This is a genomic window from Streptomyces sp. NPDC002104 (genome assembly GCF_053593795.1).
The window spans coordinates 1-17,363 of the sequence record NZ_JBSFDF010000068.1; the positions used below are offsets into that span (position 1 = coordinate 1).

General features: G+C 70.2%; 15 protein-coding genes and 5 tRNA genes. 10 read left to right on the forward strand and 10 right to left on the reverse strand.

Going from position 1 to position 17,363, the window contains the following annotated elements:
- Positions 1-105: 105 nt before the first annotated feature.
- The 6 genes from ACWCP2_RS34615 to ACWCP2_RS34640 all read right to left on the reverse strand — a co-directional run bounded on the left by ACWCP2_RS34615 (position 106) and on the right by ACWCP2_RS34640 (position 1,416).
- A tRNA-Glu gene (locus tag ACWCP2_RS34615) sits at positions 106-178 on the reverse strand.
- A gap of 22 nt (positions 179-200) precedes the next feature.
- Positions 201-272 (reverse strand) — tRNA-Gln (locus ACWCP2_RS34620).
- 24 nt (positions 273-296) lie between these two features.
- A tRNA-Glu gene (locus ACWCP2_RS34625) sits at positions 297-369 on the reverse strand.
- 61 nt (positions 370-430) lie between these two features.
- Positions 431-503, reverse strand: a tRNA-Glu gene (locus ACWCP2_RS34630).
- Between the two features lie 26 nt (positions 504-529).
- Positions 530-601: transfer RNA gene (locus ACWCP2_RS34635), tRNA-Gln, on the reverse strand.
- A gap of 86 nt (positions 602-687) precedes the next feature.
- Complete coding sequence (locus ACWCP2_RS34640) at positions 688-1,416, reverse strand: HAD family hydrolase (RefSeq protein WP_450912537.1); 729 nt, start codon at positions 1,414-1,416, stop codon at positions 688-690.
- A 263-nt stretch (positions 1,417-1,679) separates the two neighbouring features.
- Between ACWCP2_RS34640 and ACWCP2_RS34645 the strand changes: the two genes are divergently transcribed.
- The gene (locus ACWCP2_RS34645; protein WP_450912538.1) at positions 1,680-2,129 is read left to right on the forward strand and encodes a peptidase inhibitor family I36 protein; all 450 of its coding nucleotides are present in this window, start codon (positions 1,680-1,682) and stop codon (positions 2,127-2,129) included.
- 91 nt (positions 2,130-2,220) lie between these two features.
- Positions 2,221-3,144: a hypothetical protein gene (locus ACWCP2_RS34650; RefSeq protein WP_450912539.1), complete on the forward strand. Its 924-nt coding sequence runs from the start codon at positions 2,221-2,223 to the stop codon at positions 3,142-3,144.
- A gap of 99 nt (positions 3,145-3,243) precedes the next feature.
- Here ACWCP2_RS34650 and gltX read toward each other — a convergent pair whose 3' ends face one another.
- The 3 genes from gltX to ACWCP2_RS34665 form a co-directional block, all read right to left on the reverse strand.
- Entirely contained in the window at positions 3,244-4,719 is a 1,476-nt protein-coding gene (gene gltX / locus ACWCP2_RS34655) for a glutamate--tRNA ligase (RefSeq protein WP_450912540.1), read from the reverse strand.
- A complete protein-coding gene (locus ACWCP2_RS34660) occupies positions 4,712-5,500 on the reverse strand; it encodes a fumarylacetoacetate hydrolase family protein (RefSeq protein WP_450912541.1) in 789 nt (262 codons plus the stop codon). The genes gltX and ACWCP2_RS34660 overlap by 8 nt, the downstream gene beginning before the upstream one ends.
- 97 nt (positions 5,501-5,597) lie before the next feature.
- Positions 5,598-5,783 carry a hypothetical protein gene (locus tag ACWCP2_RS34665; protein ID WP_450912542.1) on the reverse strand — a complete coding sequence of 62 codons (186 nt, stop codon included), beginning with the start codon at positions 5,781-5,783 and terminating at the stop codon, positions 5,598-5,600.
- 602 nt (positions 5,784-6,385) lie between these two features.
- On the opposite strand from ACWCP2_RS34665, the gene ACWCP2_RS34670 reads away from it, so the two are divergent.
- From ACWCP2_RS34670 to ACWCP2_RS34705, 8 genes are all read left to right on the forward strand, one after another.
- Positions 6,386-10,222: a nitrate- and nitrite sensing domain-containing protein gene (locus ACWCP2_RS34670; RefSeq protein WP_450912543.1), complete on the forward strand. Its 3,837-nt coding sequence runs from the start codon at positions 6,386-6,388 to the stop codon at positions 10,220-10,222.
- A 9-nt stretch (positions 10,223-10,231) separates the two neighbouring features.
- Positions 10,232-10,645, forward strand: a complete 414-nt coding sequence (locus ACWCP2_RS34675) for a roadblock/LC7 domain-containing protein (RefSeq protein ID WP_008739864.1) — start codon at positions 10,232-10,234, stop codon at positions 10,643-10,645.
- A gap of 151 nt (positions 10,646-10,796) precedes the next feature.
- On the forward strand, positions 10,797-11,189 hold the full coding sequence (locus tag ACWCP2_RS34680; RefSeq protein WP_243337752.1) for a DUF742 domain-containing protein: 393 nt from the start codon (positions 10,797-10,799) through the stop codon (positions 11,187-11,189).
- Positions 11,170-11,754 carry a GTP-binding protein gene (locus ACWCP2_RS34685; RefSeq protein ID WP_243337754.1) on the forward strand — a complete coding sequence of 195 codons (585 nt, stop codon included), beginning with the start codon at positions 11,170-11,172 and terminating at the stop codon, positions 11,752-11,754. The genes ACWCP2_RS34680 and ACWCP2_RS34685 overlap by 20 nt, the downstream gene beginning before the upstream one ends.
- 367 nt (positions 11,755-12,121) lie before the next feature.
- Positions 12,122-15,367, forward strand: coding sequence for a nitrate- and nitrite sensing domain-containing protein (locus ACWCP2_RS34690; RefSeq protein WP_450912544.1), 3,246 nt, complete (start codon positions 12,122-12,124; stop codon positions 15,365-15,367).
- A gap of 10 nt (positions 15,368-15,377) precedes the next feature.
- Positions 15,378-15,791 (forward strand): roadblock/LC7 domain-containing protein, encoded by a 414-nt coding sequence (locus ACWCP2_RS34695; RefSeq protein WP_243337850.1) that lies wholly within the window; start codon positions 15,378-15,380, stop codon positions 15,789-15,791.
- A 93-nt stretch (positions 15,792-15,884) separates the two neighbouring features.
- Entirely contained in the window at positions 15,885-16,487 is a 603-nt protein-coding gene (locus tag ACWCP2_RS34700) for a DUF742 domain-containing protein (RefSeq protein ID WP_450912545.1), read from the forward strand.
- A complete protein-coding gene (locus ACWCP2_RS34705; RefSeq protein ID WP_007266770.1) occupies positions 16,468-17,052 on the forward strand; it encodes a GTP-binding protein in 585 nt (194 codons plus the stop codon). The genes ACWCP2_RS34700 and ACWCP2_RS34705 overlap by 20 nt, the downstream gene beginning before the upstream one ends.
- 84 nt (positions 17,053-17,136) lie before the next feature.
- Here ACWCP2_RS34705 and ACWCP2_RS34710 read toward each other — a convergent pair whose 3' ends face one another.
- Entirely contained in the window at positions 17,137-17,340 is a 204-nt protein-coding gene (locus ACWCP2_RS34710; protein WP_450912546.1) for an acyl-CoA carboxylase subunit epsilon, read from the reverse strand.
- Between the last annotated feature and the right edge of the window lie 23 nt (positions 17,341-17,363).

A 17,363-nucleotide genomic window follows, 5' to 3' on the forward strand; every position in this document is an offset into this window, starting at 1 on the left:
CAGTGCGGGGTCAGGTCGGGGGAGTACTCGCGCATCCGGCCGAGGGTAGGAGAGCGGGCCGGTTCAGTGGCCCGACACGCCGAAGCGGGCGGCCTCTTCTGTGCGTACCCCCGACCGGATTCGAACCGGCGCTACCGCCTTGAGAGGGCGGCGTGCTAGGCCGCTACACAACGGGGGCTAGCTGTTACTGCGGTACTGCGCTGGGCTACCAGGACTCGAACCTAGAATAAGAGAACCAGAAACTCTCGTGTTGCCAATTACACTATAGCCCAAAGGTCTAGACCAGCTAGACACCGTACCCCCGACCGGATTCGAACCGGCGCTACCGCCTTGAGAGGGCGGCGTGCTAGGCCGCTACACAACGGGGGCCCTAGCGATCCTGCATCAAAACATCCGGGTGCGACCCTGAACATCTCACGGGAAGGATCTGTACCCCCGACCGGATTCGAACCGGCGCTACCGCCTTGAGAGGGCGGCGTGCTAGGCCGCTACACAACGGGGGCAAGCACTGCGTCACTGCTGAACTGCGCTGGGCTACCAGGACTCGAACCTAGAATAAGGGAACCAGAAACCCTCGTGTTGCCAATTACACTATAGCCCACCAAAACTCAAGACCCTGAGGGACTTTCGTTCGGTTAGCGTCTCCGGCCCGGCCTTTCGGCCCGCTCGGGCGGCGCAGAAAGAACATTACCGGATGCCTGACCGTGCTCCAAAACGGGTATCCCCGGCCAGCACCTGCGGGAGCCGGTCGAGTCCGGCGATCCGGTGCACACCCTCCGGCCCGGGGCCGCGCGATCCGTCCCGGTCGAGCCACACCGCCGTCAGCCCGGCGTCACGGGCGCCGCGCGCGTCGATCTCGGGCTGGTCCCCCACGTAGACCACCTCCCCCGGCTCCAGGCCCATCTCGGCGCACGCGGCCAGGAAGGCGCCGGCCTCGGGCTTGCTGACGCCCAGCTCGACGGCGCACACCAGGACCTCGAAACGGTCGCGCAGGCCGAGCCGGCGCAGCTTGGGGTCCTGGTTGACCACGGAGGAGTTGGAGAGCACCCCGTGCCGGTAACCGCCGGCCAGGGCGTCCAGTACGGGCACCACATCGGGGAACAGCTCCCAGGCGGCCGTGTAGTGCGCCACGTAGCGCCCGAACCAGTCGTCGGCCTGCGCGTCGGTCAGCGCGGGCTCCCCGAGGAACTCCCGCACCCGGTCCCGGCGCTGCCCCTGGAAGGTGCCCTGGCCGGCCGCGAACAGCGCCCAGTGCCGGTCGGTGATCCGCCGCCACAGCGCGAGCGCCTCGGCCGGAGCCCCGTACCGCTCCGCGAGCCCCTCGGCGACCAGGTGCGCCGCGAGCCCGGCCCGGTCGGCCCGGGTGTAGTCGAAAAGGGTGTCGTCGATGTCCCAGAGCACCGCACGGATCGCCATGCGGCCGACCCTACGCGGAACGCCCCGGGGGCGGCGGCCGTTCGCCGATGTACTTGCGCGGCGAGGGGGCGGGGGCTGACGCCGCCTCCGCTTCCGCTTCCGCGAGACGGACCCCGCGGCATACGGGCGGAATTCGGGTCCCTCCGGACTCCCAGACGGAATATAGAATTCCGAATATATCCGCTTGACGCTCCGACCCGACGTCCCCCTACACTGCGTCCGCAAGCTTCTGGGTAATTTCCGTTCAACTATGGGGGAAATTCATGCGAGCTCTTCAGCGCACTTTGGCCGTGGCCCTTCCCGTCGCCGCCGCCGTCGCGTTCACCGTCACTCCCGCCCAGGCCGGCGGCGTCGGCATTTACTGCAACGACTGGGATGCGAACTGCGGAACCTTCTACTACAACTCCGGAAGTGACGGCGGGTCGCGCATCACCTTCACCGGCCGTAGCGGCTGGGACGGCGAGATCGCCGACCTCGCGGGCTACAAGTTCCTGGACAATGGCGCAGGAAAGGGCCAGAACGTCAAGAACAACGCCGGCGGCTTTTACAACGGCAGCATGCAGAAGGCCACCGTCTTCTTCCGCAGCGGATTCGTCGGCGCCTGCGACACGGTTCCTTCCGTCAGCCGTGCGTACAAGCTGGTGAACACCTACAACGACAACGCCTCGCTCGGCTTCGGCTCACGCACCGGCGTCAACTGCTACAACTTCTGAGGCGTCCGTCCGACATCCTGCTCAGCGCACTGCATGCAGGCGCCGCGTGCTCTCCCAAGGGGACGCGGCGCCCAGCAGGGAAAGCATGACCATGAGAAGACTGGCGACGTCCACCGCCGTACTCGCCGTGTTCGCCCTCGCCGGGTGCACGGCCTCGGAGTCCCCGCAGCGCACCGCCGGGGCGCCCTCGGCCAACGGCACGGCACGGCCTTCGGTCTCGGCATCCGCTTCCGCCGCGGCGGCGGCGGCCCGGACCTACACGTTCCGGCTGCCCATCGGCGCGTACAGCTTCACCGCCGAGGAATACTCCACGATCGAGGCCGCCGAGCAGGTATTGGCGAAGCGGTGCATGTCCCGCTATTCGCTGGCGTACGAGCCTCCCGCGCCGGAGCGCGCACCCGTGAGCGCCGATCGCCGTTACGGATTGTCCGACGCGTCGGAGGCCCTTTCCTTCGGATACCGCATGCCCCCCGCCCCCGCCGAGACCAAAGGAAAGCAGCTCGGCAAGGACGAAATATTCGTGCTCTACGGCAGGCGCGGCTCCGAAGGCAAGCTGGGGCCACTTGAGTACCGGGGAACGCCCGTCCCGGAAGACGGCTGCCTGGGTCAGTCGATCCAGGATTTCCGAAAAGGCTACGAAGACCCTGAAAGCGTCAACGTCGCACGCGGGATATCGATGCAGAGCTACACGGACTCCCTCGCACTGCCCGAGGTTCAGGCCCTGTTCCGCACATGGTCCGCCTGCATGAAGGAAAAAGGCTACACCTACGCCTCTCCGATGGATCCGCTGGGCGTGAAGGACTTCCAGGACGGTCCCGTACGGCCCGAGGAGAAGGCCACCGCACAAGCCGATATGGCGTGCAAGCAGAAAACGAACCTGCTGGATTCCTGGTTCACCGCTGAGTCGGGAATTCAGACGGCGCTGATCGCCAAGGACACCGGGGCGCTCGGAAAACTGCGCGAACTGCACCAGAAGAAGCTCGCGGCGGCCCGGAGCCTGGTCGCGGAGGGCTGACCCGGCCGGCCTCGCGCCCCCGCCCGGTACGCCGAAAGGCCCGGCCCCCGAAGTGGATCGACGGGGGCCGGGCCTCTGCGCGTACGCGCGGACGTCTTGCTACGCGGCCAGCTTCGCCAGGGTCGCGTCGATGCGGGACAGGGAGCGGTCCTTGCCCAGGATTTCGAGGGACTCGAAGAGCGGGAGGCCGATCGTGCGGCCGGTGACGGCCACGCGGACCGGGGCCTGGGCCTTGCCGAGCTTGAGGCCGTGGGTCTCGCCGGCGGTGAGGACCGCCTGCTTGAGCGACTCCGGGTCGGACCAGTCCGCGGCGGCGAGGTTCTCGCGGGCCGTGGTGAGGAGGGCGGCCGGGTCGCCCTTCATCGCCTTGTCCCACGAGGCCTGGTCCTCGACGGGCTCCTTCAGGAACAGGAAGTCGACGTTGTCCGTGATGTCGGACAGGACCGTGACGCGGGTCTGGGCGTACGGCGCGATGCGCTCCCAGGCGGCGGTGTCGAAGTCCTCGGGCGCCCAGTTGGCGTGCGGGGCCTGCAGCCACGGGGCGCAGCGGTCCGCGAAGACCTTCGGGTCGAGCAGCCGGATGTGGTCGGCGTTGATCGACTCGGCCTTCTTGAGGTCGAAGCGCGCCGGGTTGGCGTTGACGTCCGGGATGTCGAACTTCGCCACCATCTCCTCGATCGAGAAGATGTCCTGGTCCTTGGAGAAGGACCAGCCGAGCAGCGAGAGGTAGTTCAGCAGGCCCTCGGGGAGGAAGCCGCGCTCGCGGTACAGGTTGAGCGAGGCCTCGGGGTCGCGCTTGGAGAGCTTCTTGTTGCCCTCGCCCATCACGTACGGCAGGTGGCCGAAGGCCGGCACGGCCTTGGCGACGCCGAGCTCGATCAGGGCCCCGTAGAGCGCGATCTGGCGGGGGGTGGAGGAGAGCAGGTCCTCGCCGCGCAGGACGTGGGTGATCTCCATCAGCGCGTCGTCGACGGGGTTGACGAGCGTGTAGAGCGGGGCGCCGTTGGCCCGGACGATGCCGAAGTCCGGCACGTTGTCCGGGGTGAAGGTCAGCTCGCCGCGGACCAGGTCCGTGAAGGTGATCGGCTCGTCGGGCATCCGGAAGCGGACGATCGAGGTGCGGCCCTCGGCCTCGTACGCGGCCTTCTGCTCGTCCGAGAGCTCGCGGCAGGTGCCGTCGTAGCCGGAGGGCCTGCCGGCGGCGCGGGCGGCGTCGCGGCGGGCGTCCAGTTCCTCGGTGGTGCAGTAGCAGGGGTACGCGTACCCGCCGTCGAGGAGCTTGCGCGCGACGTCCTTGTAGATGTCCATGCGCTCGGACTGGCGGTACGGGGCGTGCGGGCCGCCGACCTCGGGGCCCTCGTCCCAGGTGAAGCCGAGCCAGCGCAGCGAGTCGAGCAGCTGGCCGTAGGACTCCTCGGAGTCGCGGGCCGCGTCGGTGTCCTCGATGCGGAAGACGAACGTACCGCCGTGGTGGCGGGCGAACGCCCAGTTGAAGAGGGCCGTGCGGACCAGACCCACGTGGGGGTTGCCGGTCGGGGACGGACAGAAACGTACGCGGGGGGTCGCGTTAGCCACGCTTGATCACCTTGTTGGTGAGAGTGCCGATGCCTTCGATGGTGACGGCGACCTCGTCGCCGACGTGCAGGGGGCCGACTCCGGCCGGGGTCCCCGTGAGGATGACGTCGCCCGGGAGCAGCGTCATGGCCTCGGTGATGTGGACGATCAGGTCCTCGATGGAGCGGACCATCTCGCTGGTGCGGCCGAGCTGGCGCTGTTCGCCGTTGACGGTGCACTGGATGGTCAGGTCGCCGGGGTCGAGGTCCGTCTCGATCCAGGGGCCGAGGGGGCAGGAGCTGTCGAAGCCCTTGGCGCGGGCCCACTGCTTCTCGCGCTGCTGCACGTCGCGCGCGGTGACGTCGTTGGCGCAGGTGTAGCCGAGGATGACGTCCTTGACGCGCTCGCGCGGGACCTCGCGGCACATGCGGCCGATGACCACGGCGAGCTCCGCCTCGTGGTGGAGGTCCTGGGAGAAGGAGGGGTACGCGATCGGGTCGCCCGGGCCGACCACCGAGGTGGAGGGCTTGAAGAAGGTGATGGGGACGTCCGGGACCTCGTTGCCGAGCTCCGCCGCGTGCTCCGCGTAGTTGCGGCCGATGGCCACGACCTTGTTGGGGAGCACGGGCGGCAGCAGCCGGACCTTGTTCAGCGGGACCTTCGTGCCCGAGAGCTCGAAGTCCGCGAACGGAATGCCCTTGATGATGTCGAGGACGAGCTCACCCTCGGCGCCGAGGGCAGTGCTGCCCTCGACCGCGCCGAACGCGACATTGCCGTCGATGGAGAACCTGGCGATGCGCACGTGTTGCGTCTGCCCCTCTGTATTTCCGCTGGCTGGAGTCTGCGGACTCCAGGCTAACGCGGTGGGGGCCGACGCATCGCGCGGCTTGTCGGCGGGACTACGGCGCGGTGACGGCGGCCGGGGCGTCCATGAGGATGGTGCGGCGCGGGTTCGCGGTCTGGGCCGGCAGCTCGACGGTGTGCTCCGGGACCGGCACGGCCTGCAGCTCCTCGGCGTCCTTCAGGTGCGCGAGGGTGGTGCGGCGCGGGTTGGCTATGTTGCGGAACATCATCGTCGTCTTCATCGGAGTGCGAAGCCCTCGGCTCACTAGGTCGGATGGTGGCGGCGGGCGCCGCCGGGATGCCTTCGGAGTGCCGCTTGTCGCTCACGGCAAGCCTGTAAAGCTCAAGGCTAAACATCTGAATCCCCCGCCGAACCGGGAAGTAATGGCCATGGCTATGTGAGTTTGCTCACCAGCGACCAGGCATTACGGGCATAACGGTCAGTCAATTCCGCCCCACAAAGCGGACATTGCGCCACTGAATGCGCCATTCCGCTGCCGATCATCGCGACTGGGACAGCTTGCCGGACGCGAGGTTTGGGCGGCGTAAGTCCGATTCCATACGAATTGGCCTCCACGACGGGTAGCGCATGCGTCACCGGACGTGACCGACTGTCCGGGCCGGGACGCGCACCTTGTTGGAGATCCGCCTCTGTGCTGGAATTCGCGGGACCGCCGCGGGAATCAGCCGGCGCGCAGGTGGCGCGAGACAGCGCCGAGCGCGGCGGCAACGGAGAGGGAGACGCGCCGGTCACCGACGACCACCATGGGGCGCATTGCCCCACGACTCGACACCGTCCCACCGGTCGCCCGGCGGGACGCCTGGTCCAGAGGTTGCGACGCTAGTGCAGGGACGATTCAAGAGGGATGACAAGGGGTCTCCCCAGGCCCGTCAGGGCCGTGGGGAAGCCGCGCCGGAGCAGGACCCGCGCGGCGGGACCGACCGTGGCTCCTCGCCCCAGCACGCCCAGAACCGCGGGCCGGCTGTCGAGAGCGGGGGCCCCGACGGCTCCGCCGCGGCGAAGCCCAAGGGCCGCGCCAAGCCGAAGGGCGGCTCCAAGGCCGACGACGAGTCGGGCAGCCGCGACGTCGCGATACCCCAGACCCCGCGTGGGTCCGGTTCCCGTCTGGCCATGCAGAACTGGCGCATCAGCACGCGACTGGTGTCGCTGCTGACGCTGCCGGTCGTCGCCGCCACCACCCTCGGTGGCTTCCGCATCAACGACTCGCTCAACGACATCGCGCAGCTGGAGCACATGCAGCTGCTGACGACGATGACCCGGCAGGCCACCAACCTGGCCGCCATGCTCCAGGCCGAGCGTGACAACTCCGCCGGTCCGCTGTCCGTCGACAAGTCGGGTCAGACCAGCACCCTCGTGCAGGGCGTCCGCGACTCGACCGACTCCGCCGTCCGGTCCTTCGCCGCCGCGACCGACAAGGTCGACGTCGCCGAGGGCAACGACGAGACGCTCCGGTCGATCCGCAACAACATCCTGCAGATCGCGCACGGGCTCAACAACCTCGAAGAGATCCGCAAGAACGCGTACCAGAACGGCGCCCAGCAGACCGTCACCGAGTACAACGCGCTGGTCGTCTCGCTGCTCTCGCTCTCGCAGGACATGGCCCAGGCCACCTCGAACCCCGAGATGATCAAGCGCACCCGTGCGCTGGCCGCGTTCTCCTCCGCCAAGGAGTACGCCTCCATCCAGCGCGCGGTCATCGCCGCCGCGCTCCCCGCCGACACCTCGAAGCCCGGCAACATCAGCGAGAACGACCGGCTCTACGCCCGCTCCGCGCAGAACAGCGAGGAGCAGGCGCAGAAGACCTTCGAACTCGCCTACCAGGGCAAGCCCGAGGAGCTCCTCGCCTCGCTCGGCGACGGCAACCAGGAGATCGGTACCGCCGACGGCTACGCGCGCCGCGTCCTCGGCAACCAGGGCCAGTTCGCCAAGGAGCAGAAGCGGTCCTGGATGGACTGGTACGACGCGGACGACGTCAAGCTCCAGGCCATGAGGACCATCGAGATCACCCTGCTCGAGGACATGGAGCAGAAGGCCCGCGAGCTCAAGAACGAGTCGCAGCGCGACGCCCTCATCAACGGTGCGCTGATCCTCCTCGTCCTCGGTGTCTCCCTCGTCGGCGCCTTCGTCATGGCCCGCTCGATGATCCGCTCGCTGCGCCGCCTCCAGGACACCGCGACCCGCGTCGCCCAGGACCGGCTGCCCGAGCTCGTCAAGCAGCTGTCCGAGTCCGACCCGCAGGACGTGGACACGACGGTGGAGTCCGTCGGTCTGCACACCCGCGACGAGATCGGCCAGGTGGCCGCGGCCTTCGACGACGTGCACCGCGAGGCCGTCCGCCTCGCCGCCGAGCAGGCCCTCCTGCGAGGCAACGTCAACGCGATGTTCACCAACCTCTCGCGCCGTTCGCAGGGCCTCATCCAGCGCCAGCTCTCGCTCATCTCCGAGCTGGAGTCGCGCGAGGCCGACCCGGACCAGCTGTCCTCGCTCTTCAAGCTCGACCACCTCGCGACCCGCATGCGCCGTAACGGCGAAAACCTCCTCGTCCTCGCGGGCGAGGAGCCGGGCCGCCGGTGGACCCGCCCCGTCCCGCTCGTCGACGTGCTCCGTGCCGCGGCGTCCGAGGTGGAGCAGTACGAGCGCATCGAACTCTCGTCGGTGCCCGGCACCGACGTGGCCGGCCGCGTCGTCAACGACCTCGTGCACCTGCTCGCCGAGCTGCTGGAGAACGCCACCTCGTTCTCCTCCCCGCAGACCAAGGTCAAGGTCACCGGTCACGCGCTGCCCGACGGCCGCGTGCTCGTCGAGATCCACGACACCGGCATCGGCCTCTCCCCCGAGGACCTCGCCGCGATCAACGAGCGGCTCGCGTCGCCGCCCACCGTGGACGTCTCCGTCTCCCGCCGCATGGGTCTGTTCGTGGTCGGCCGCCTGTCCCTGCGACACGGCATCCGCATCCAGCTGCGCCCCTCCGACTCGGGCGGTACGACGGCCCTCGTCATGCTGCCGGTGGACGTCGCCCAGGGCGGCAAGAAGCCCGCTCCGATGCCCGGCCAGGGCGGACCCGGCGGCCAGGGTGCCTCCGGCGCCCCCGGCCAGGGCGGTCCCGGCGGGCAGCCGCAGGGCTCGATCCCGGCTCCCGGCGGGCGTCCCCCCGTGGGCGCCGGTCCGCAGCGCGGCCAGGTGTCCGCCGGTAACCAGCGCGCGGCCCTGCCGGGCCGCGACGGCGGCCCCGGCGGTCAGCCCCAGGGTTCCGGCCCGCAGGGCGGACGGCCCGCGCCGCAGCAGGGCCCCGGCGGCCAGACCCAGAGCGCCTTCGGTGCGGGTGCTCCGCTGCCCGGCCGCGGCCCGCTCCCGGGTCCCGGCGGCCCGGGCGGCTTCGGCGGTCCGCAGGCCCGTCCTCCGGTCGGCGTCCCCACGGCGTCCGGTCCCGGCGGCTTCCCGCAGGGCAACGGCTTCGAGCGGCCGCAGCAGGGCCAGTCGGGGCAGCAGCCCCAGCAGGCTCCGCAGCAGCAGGGGCAGCAGGGCCTGCCGGGCCGGCCGCAGCCGGGCGGTCCCGCCGCCCGCGGCCCCCGGCCGCAGCTTCCGCCGCGCGGTGGCGCGCCCCGTCCGGAGCTCCCGGGCGCGGGCGGTGGACCCGCCGCGGCGCCCCAGACCACCACGTGGGGCTCGGGCCAGCGCGGTCACGACGTTCCGCGCGGCCACGACGAGCTGTCGGGCCCCGGTTCCACGTCCGAGTTCCCGCGCCCCGACTTCAACGCCCCGGCCCCGCAGGCCGGCCCCGCCGGCGGCCAGGACAGCGGCGCCACGGGCCAGTTCGCCCGTCCGGAGTTCGGTGACCCGTCCTCCACGGGGCAGTTCGCCCGCCCGGAGTTCGGCGACCCCGCCTCCACGGGGCAGTTCGCCCGTCCTGAGTTCGGCGACCCGGCCTCCACCGGCCAGTTCGCCCGCCAGGACTTCCAGCCCCAGCGGCCCGGCGGCCCGGGTGTCGGCGGCTTCGCCCAGCCCGGCCAGGCTCCGCAGCCCCAGAGCGACTACACCCCCGTACCGCCGCCGCGCGCGGAGGCTCCGCAGCTGCCGCAGGCGCCCCGTCCGGAGGCGCTGCCCCCGGCGGGTCCGAACGGTGGGGGCCGCAGCCCGATCTTCGACACGCTGGAGTCGAACTGGTTCCGCGAGGAGGGCGCTCAGCCCCCCGCGCAGGTACCGGCGGTGCCCCAGCAGGCGCAGCAGTCCGCTCCGGCGGCTCCCGGCGCCCCGCAGCGCGCGCAGCAGCACCAGCTGCCGCAGCGCGGCCAGGAGCAGGCTCCGGCCGAGCCCGCGCAGACGGCCACCACGGCCACCGGCGCGGTACCGACCGTGAGCTGGCGCTCCTCGCCGAACGACGAGCTGATGCGGCAGGCCGAGCGCGTGCGCCAGCCCGCCGCCGGCGGCATCACGACGTCGGGTCTGCCCCGCCGGGTCCCGCGGGCGAACCTCGTGGCCGGCACCGCGCAGCAGCAGGCCGAAGCACAGGCCGGCCCCCAGGTTTCGCGGTCTCCGGACGATGTCCGCGGCCGTCTCACCAACCTCCGACGCGGTATCCAGCAGGGACGGCAGGCCGGCACCACCGGCCCCGCCACCGGCCAGTACCACATCGACCCCACTTACCAGCAGGAGCGATAGTTGAGTTCGATGAGCCAGGCGGCACAGAACCTGAACTGGTTGATCACCAACTTCGTGGACAACACCCCCGGGGTGTCCCACACCGTGGTGGTCTCCGCCGACGGCCTCCTTCTGGCCATGTCCGAGGGCTTCCCCCGTGACCGGGCCGACCAGCTCGCCGCGGTGGCCTCCGGGCTGACCTCCCTCACCGCGGGCGCGTCCCGCATCTTCGAGGGCGGCGCCGTCAACCAGACGGTGGTGGAGATGGACCGCGGATTCCTCTTCCTGATGTCGGTCTCCGACGGATCCTCGCTGGCCGTACTGGCGCACCCCGAGTGCGACATCGGCCTCGTGGGATACGAGATGGCCCTCCTCGTGGACCGCGCCGGCAGCGTCCTCACCCCGGACCTGCGCGCGGAACTGCAGGGAAGCCTGCTCATCTGACTGCCGCTCTCCCGGCCGGACGGTACTGCCGGCCGGGGGACCGGGGCCGCGGCCCCGGAACCCAGTACCGCCATCAGGCCGTCATACCGTCCCCCCACCGGCCGCCCCGTCAGACGGCACGCTGACCATTGCTGTCCAGCCCGGAGGATCAATGACCCCGCCCCCCGCCTATTCCGATCAGTACGGAGACTCGTACTCGGAAGGCGACCAGCCGCTGGTGCGTCCGTACGCGATGACCGGTGGCCGGACCCGACCGCGCTACCAGCTCGCCATCGAGGCACTGGTCAGCACCACGGCCGATCCGATGCACCTGTCCGGGCTGCTCCCGGAGCACCAGCGCATCTGCACCCTCTGCCGTGAGGTCAAGTCGGTCGCGGAGGTCTCCGCACTGCTCAACATGCCGCTCGGCGTCGCACGGATCCTCGTCGCCGACCTGGCGGAGGCCGGCATGGTGGCCATCCACCAGCCGGGCAATGGAGAGGCCGGCGGCACGCCGGATGTAACGCTGCTCGAAAGGGTGCTCAGTGGACTTCGCAAGCTCTAACGGCGGAGCGGCTCCTCGCTCCACCACCTCCGCGAAGATCGTGGTGGCGGGTGGCTTCGGCGTGGGCAAGACCACGTTCGTCGGCGCCGTCTCCGAGATCAACCCGCTGCGCACCGAGGCCGTGATGACGTCCGCGAGCGCGGGCATCGACGACCTGACCCACACCGGGGACAAGACGACCACCACGGTCGCCATGGACTTCGGCCGCATCACCCTCGACCAGGACCTGATCCTGTACCTCTTCGGTACCCCGGGACAGGACCGCTTCTGGTTCATGTGGGACGACCTGGTGCGCGGCGCGATCGGGGCGATCGTCCTGGTCGACACGCGGCGCCTGGCCGACTGCTTCCCGGCCGTCGACTACTTCGAGAACAGCGGTCTGCCGTTCGTCGTGGCGCTCAACGGTTTCGAGGGGCACCAGCCCTACACCCCGGAGGAAGTCCGCGAGGCCCTGCAGATCGGCCCGGACGCCCCCATCATCACCACCGACGCCCGCCACCGCGCGGACGCCAAGAGCGCGCTCATCACGCTCGTCGAGCACGCCCTGATGGCGCGGCTCAAGTAGCGGCTCACGTAGCGGCTCACGCAGGAGCTCGCGCGGGGGCTCGCTCGGCGGCCCGCGCGGGGGCGCCGCGCAACGAGGGCTTCCATGGCTGGTTTTGGGGGGCGGGCTGTGTCATGCGACACGGCCCGCCCCCTTCGTTCATAACGTTTCGACAGAGAATTGGCGGGAGTTGGCGACACGGTGCGTTCGCGCGGTGTCGCTGTGCTGATAACCGGCCCCGTTTTTGCCGCGGGACGCTCTTTATGTCCGATTTATGTGGGGCATAAGGCTCTAGGAACGGCCGATTTCAACTGTTTGGAACACGGCCGTTAACCGTGCTGGAATTCAACGAACTAGCTAGTAGCACCGCCGAGAGGTTGTTGGTCGAGTGAGGCGAAGCAACTTGAGCCCCGCGGATGAACCCGCGCGCGGCAACTTCACCCCGCCGCCTCGCGCGGCGACGTCTTCCCTTGACGTACCCGTGGAGCCATCCGCGAGCGCGGGCAGCACCAGCAGGTTCTCGCCCCGCAACTGGCGTGTGCCGACCCGTCTGAACGCCATCCTGCTCGTGCCGGTCCTCGTCGGACTGGTCATGGGCGGTTTCCAGGTGAAGGGCTCCATCGACACCTGGAACGAGGCCAAGGACGCCGAGAAGACCGCGGTCATCGTCCAGGCCGCCGCCGAGTACGGCCAGGCGCTGCTGAACGAGCGCGACCTGACGGCCGATCCCCTGCTCAGGGGGCAGCGCGAGTCCGAGCCCGTCCTGAAGGCCTACGCCGCCACCGACGCCGCGAAGGCGAAGTTCACCGAAGCCGCGAAGGACCTGCCCGAGGGCCAGGGTCTGGAACGCCGCCTGGAGCTCTTCCGACAGGAGGAGCCGAAGCTGGAGCAGGTCCGCAAGACGGCCTACGCGGCGCCCGAGACGGCGAAGAAGGCCCTCCCCAGGGCCCTGGGCCCGATCCCGACCGAAGAGGGGTACGTGCTGGTCCAGCACTACCTCATGCAGTTCTCCAACGAGCTGGGCCTCGGCACCGGCAACGTGACCTCGTACGGCCGCATGGTCTACGCGCTCGAACTGTCGAAGGCCGCGAACTCGCTGCAGCGCTCGGTGGGCACCCACCTGCTGGTCCGGCCGAACGCCAACGAGGACATCCGCAAGGCCCAGCTCGTCGCCTTCTCCTCGTACGCCTACCTCGAAGAGATCGCCATCGGCGAGTACGTCGCCGCCGGCACCGACGAGGACGTCGCGCGACTGCGCGAGATCATGGGCAAGAAGTCCGAGGAGGGCGCCCAGAAGCTCGCCGCCGCCAAGCAGGCGGCCGAGCAGGCGGGCACCGTCTTCCACGCCCCGCCGGTGGTCAACAACTCCGCGCTCACCGGTATGACCGAGGCGATAGCCAGCGGCGAGAAGCCCTCCAAGCTCGCGCAGGACGGCACCACCCCGGCAGCGTGGCAGGCCGCCGCCACCGCCAAGTTCGACGGCTACGCCGAGCTGGAGAAGGAACTCCTCGCCAAGGCCCTCAAGGACTCCGTCGCGGTCTCCGACGAGGCCCGCAACGACGCCATCCTGACCGGCGCCATCGTGGTCGTGGCCCTGCTCGCCGCCTTCATCCTGGCCGGCATGATGGCCCGCCAGATGGGCAAGGCCATGCGCCGTCTGCGCAGCGCCGCCTTCGACATCGCCGAGCAGCGCCTGCCGATGCTCGTCGACCAGCTCTCGCGCACCGACCCGGGCAAGGTCGACACCCGGGTCGTGCCGATCCCGATCGACTCCCAGGACGAGATCGGCGAGGTCGCCCGCGCCTTCGACCAGGTCCACCGGGAGGCCGTCCGGCTCGCCGCCGAGCAGGCCCTCCTCCGGGGCAACGTCAACGCGATCTTCACGAACCTCTCCATGCGCAACCAGTCGCTGATCGAGGGCCAGCTGACCCTGATCACCGAGCTGGAGAACAACGAGGCCGACCCGGACCAGCTGGAGAACCTGTTCCGCCTGGACCACCTGGCCACCCGCATGCGCCGCAACGGCGAGAACCTCCTCATCCTCGCGGGCGAGGAGCCGGGCCGCCGCTGGGACCAGCCGGTCCCCCTCGTCGACGTCCTGCGCGCCGCCTCCTCCGAGGTGGAACAGTACGAGCGCGTCGAGCTGTCGGGCGTCTCCGAGGCCGAGATCCACGGCCAGGCCGTGACCGACCTCGTGCACCTGCTCGCCGAGCTGCTGGAGAACGCCACCACCTTCTCCTCCCCGCAGACCAAGGTCCGGGTCAACGCGACGCGTCTGCCCGACGGCCGCGTGATGGTCGAGATCCACGACAAGGGAATCGGCCTCACGGCCGAGGACTTCGCGGACATCAACCACAAGCTGGCCAACCCGCCGACCGTGGACGCCGCGATCTCGCAGCGCATGGGTCTGTTCGTGGTCGGCCGGCTGGCCGACCGGCACGGCATCCGCGTCCAGCTGCGCCCCTCGGGCGAGGCGGCCGGCACCACCTCGCTGGTCATGCTCCCCGACGCCATCACCCACGGTGGCGGTGGCGAGGAGATCCCGGCGGACGACTTCACGGTCTCCCAGATGATCCCGCGCCAGCACGCCCAGCAGCCGGCCGCGCTGCGCACGGCCGCCGAGCTCGGCTTCGACGACTCGCGCTACGAGGTCCACCGGGCCGACCAGCCGGGCTACGACCAGCCTGCCGAGCCCACCGCCGACCCCGTCGGCCGGTCCCTGGGCCGTGAGGAGCGCCGGGCCGCGCTGGAGGCGCAGGTCGGCTACCCGCAGGAGCAGGCGCAGCTCCAGTCGGCGCCGCAGTCGCCGTCGCAGTCCCCGTACGACGAGCCCGCGGCGGATTATCCGGAACCGCAGCCGGAGCACGCGTACCAGCCGTACCAGGGTTACGAGCAGCAGCCCGCGCAGGGCTACGACCTCGGTTACGAATCCGCTCAGGCCGGGCAGGGATACGACGCGTACACCCAGCAGGAGTACGCGTATCCGGAACCCGGGTACACGGATCAGCGACAGGAAACCCCTGCCTACGACGGCGGGTACGATTCCCTCTCCAGCGCTGCGGACTGGCCCCAGCAGAACACCTACTCGGGCTCCTACCAGCAGGATTACGGGACCGAATCGGAATCACCGGCCGCTCCCGAACCGGCCGCGGAGCGCGTAGGCTTCGACCGTCCGGGCGCCACTGCCGACACCGGCCACCAGGTGACCGGGGCGGGGCTGCCGCGACGCGGCAGCCAGCCGCAGCAGCGGTCGGGACAGCAGGAAACGGAGTCCTCCGGATCCCTCTTCGAGCAGCGGCCGCAGCGTCAGCAGCAGCCCGCGGCACCGGAGGAGGCCACCGGGGAATCGGAAGGCCCTGCGGACTGGCGCTCGAACAACGACGAGCGCTGGCAGCAGGCCGCCAAGCTCCGTGAGCCGAAGGCCGGCGGGGTCACCCCCTCCGGTCTCCCCCGGCGGGTGCCCAAGGCCAACCTGGTCGAGGGCGCTGCGGAGACGACGCCGCAGGGAGGCCCCGAGGTCTCCCGGGCCCCGGAGGACATCCGTGGCAGGTTGAGCAACCTGCGACGCGGTGTCCAGCAGGGCCGCAACGCGGGATCCGAGCAGTCAAGTAACAGCTATGACCAGGAGCGTTAGTGTGAGCGCGATGAGCCAGGCGGCGCAGAACCTGAACTGGTTGATCACCAACTTCGTGGACAACACCCCAGGGGTGTCCCACACGGTGGTGGTCTCCGCCGACGGCCTCCTTCTGGCCATGTCCGAGGGCTTCCCCCGCGACCGGGCCGACCAGCTCGCCGCGGTGGCCTCCGGGCTGACCTCCCTCACCGCGGGTGCCTCGCGCATCTTCGAGGGCGGCGCCGTCAACCAGACGGTGGTGGAGATGGACCGCGGGTTCCTCTTCCTGATGTCGGTGTCCGACGGATCCTCGCTCGCGGTGCTCGCGCACCCCGAGTGCGACATCGGCCTCGTGGGGTACGAGATGGCCCTCCTCGTGGACCGCGCAGGCAGTGTCCTCACTCCGGACCTGCGCGCGGAACTGCAGGGCGGACTTCTCAACTAGCAGACAGGCAGTGCGTTTCGCGTCACTGCACCATAGGGTGCGGTGGCGCGGTTCCACAGGGAGTACTGCGCACTTGGAGTCGGAGGAGGAAACGTGACAACACCCGGAGGACATCCCTATGGCGGCGCGCAGCAGCCGCAGGGTGGGCACGACCAGAACCGCTTCAACTTCCCTTCCACTCCCAGCAACCGGCCCGCGCCGGAGCACGACCCCGCCTCCGGGCAGCCGTACCAGCGGCAGCCCTACCAGCAGCCGCAGCAGCAGCCGTACGGCCGTCCGCAGCAGCAGCCCGGGCAGTCCTACCGGCCCTCGCAGCAGCCTCCGCGCGGCGGGCGCCCGCCGGCTCCCCAGGCGCACAACCCGCTGGTGCGTCCGTACGCGATGACCGGTGGCCGGACCCGTCCGCGCTACCAGCTCGCCATCGAGGCACTGGTCAGCACGACGGCCGATCCCGCGCGTCTGCAAGGGCAGTTGCCCGAGCACCAGCGCATCTGCCTCCTGTGCCAGGAGATCAAATCCGTCGCGGAGATCTCGGCACTTCTTTCCATTCCTCTTGGCGTGGCCCGGATCCTCGTCGCCGACCTGGCGGAGGCCGGCCTCGTCGCCATCCACCAGCCCGGCGGCGACGAGTCCGCGGGTGGCCAGCCAGACGTGACACTGCTCGAAAGGGTGCTCAGTGGACTTCGCAAGCTCTAACGGCGGAGCGGCTCCTCGCTCCACCACCTCCGCGAAGATCGTGGTGGCGGGTGGCTTCGGCGTGGGCAAGACCACGTTCGTCGGCGCCGTCTCCGAGATCAACCCCCTGCGCACCGAGGCCGTCATGACGAGTGCCTCCGCCGGCATCGACGACCTGACCCACACCGGGGACAAGACGACCACCACGGTCGCCATGGACTTCGGCCGCATCACCCTCGACCAGGACCTGATCCTGTACCTCTTCGGTACCCCCGGTCAGGACCGCTTCTGGTTCATGTGGGACGACCTGGTGCGCGGCGCGATCGGCGCCGTCGTCCTCGTCGACACCCGCCGTCTCGCCGACTGCTTCCCCGCCGTCGACTACTTCGAGAACAGCGGCCTGCCCTTCGTCATCGCCCTCAACGGCTTCGACGGGCACCAGCCCTACACCCCGGAGGAAGTCCGCGAGGCCCTGCAGATCGGCCCGGACGCCCCCATCATCACCACCGACGCCCGCCACCGCGCGGACGCCAAGAGCGCGCTCATCACCCTGGTCGAGCACGCCCTCATGGCCCGCCTGCGGTAGCCGTCCCGGTCGTACGCGAGAAAGCCCCCCGCACTCCGAGGAGTGCGGGGGGCTTTCTCGCGTGGTGCCGCGGGGCTTCGGGTACTAGCCCTGCCAGCTGCGCGGGCCGCGGAAGCCGGGGGTGCGCTCCAGGCGGCGCCAGCCGGCCTGGGAGCCGGCGGAGGCGGCCGGGGCGTACTCGGGGGTGGCGGCGGCGCGGGCGAGCAGGATCGCGGTGATCGCGGCCAGCTCCTCGGGCTCGGCGTTGCCCTTCTCGACCTTCAGCAGGGTTGCGGTGGCGTTGCTCATCGGTGGCAGTTCTCCTTCGACGT

Excerpts from the sequence above, each read along its gene's own strand:
- ACWCP2_RS34645 (WP_450912538.1), top strand. The coding sequence starts at position 1,680 with ATGCGAGCTCTTCAGCGCACTTTGGCCGTGGCCCTTCCCGTCGCCGCC.
- ACWCP2_RS34640 (WP_450912537.1), bottom strand. The coding sequence starts at position 1,416 with ATGGCGATCCGTGCGGTGCTCTGGGACATCGACGACACCCTTTTCGAC.
- ACWCP2_RS34695 (WP_243337850.1), top strand. The coding sequence starts at position 15,378 with ATGAGCCAGGCGGCGCAGAACCTGAACTGGTTGATCACCAACTTCGTG.
- ACWCP2_RS34665 (WP_450912542.1), bottom strand. The coding sequence starts at position 5,783 with ATGAAGACGACGATGATGTTCCGCAACATAGCCAACCCGCGCCGCACC.
- ACWCP2_RS34650 (WP_450912539.1), top strand. The coding sequence starts at position 2,221 with ATGAGAAGACTGGCGACGTCCACCGCCGTACTCGCCGTGTTCGCCCTC.
- ACWCP2_RS34710 (WP_450912546.1), bottom strand. The coding sequence starts at position 17,340 with ATGAGCAACGCCACCGCAACCCTGCTGAAGGTCGAGAAGGGCAACGCC.
- ACWCP2_RS34675 (WP_008739864.1), top strand. The coding sequence starts at position 10,232 with ATGAGCCAGGCGGCACAGAACCTGAACTGGTTGATCACCAACTTCGTG.
- ACWCP2_RS34680 (WP_243337752.1), top strand. The coding sequence starts at position 10,797 with ATGACCCCGCCCCCCGCCTATTCCGATCAGTACGGAGACTCGTACTCG.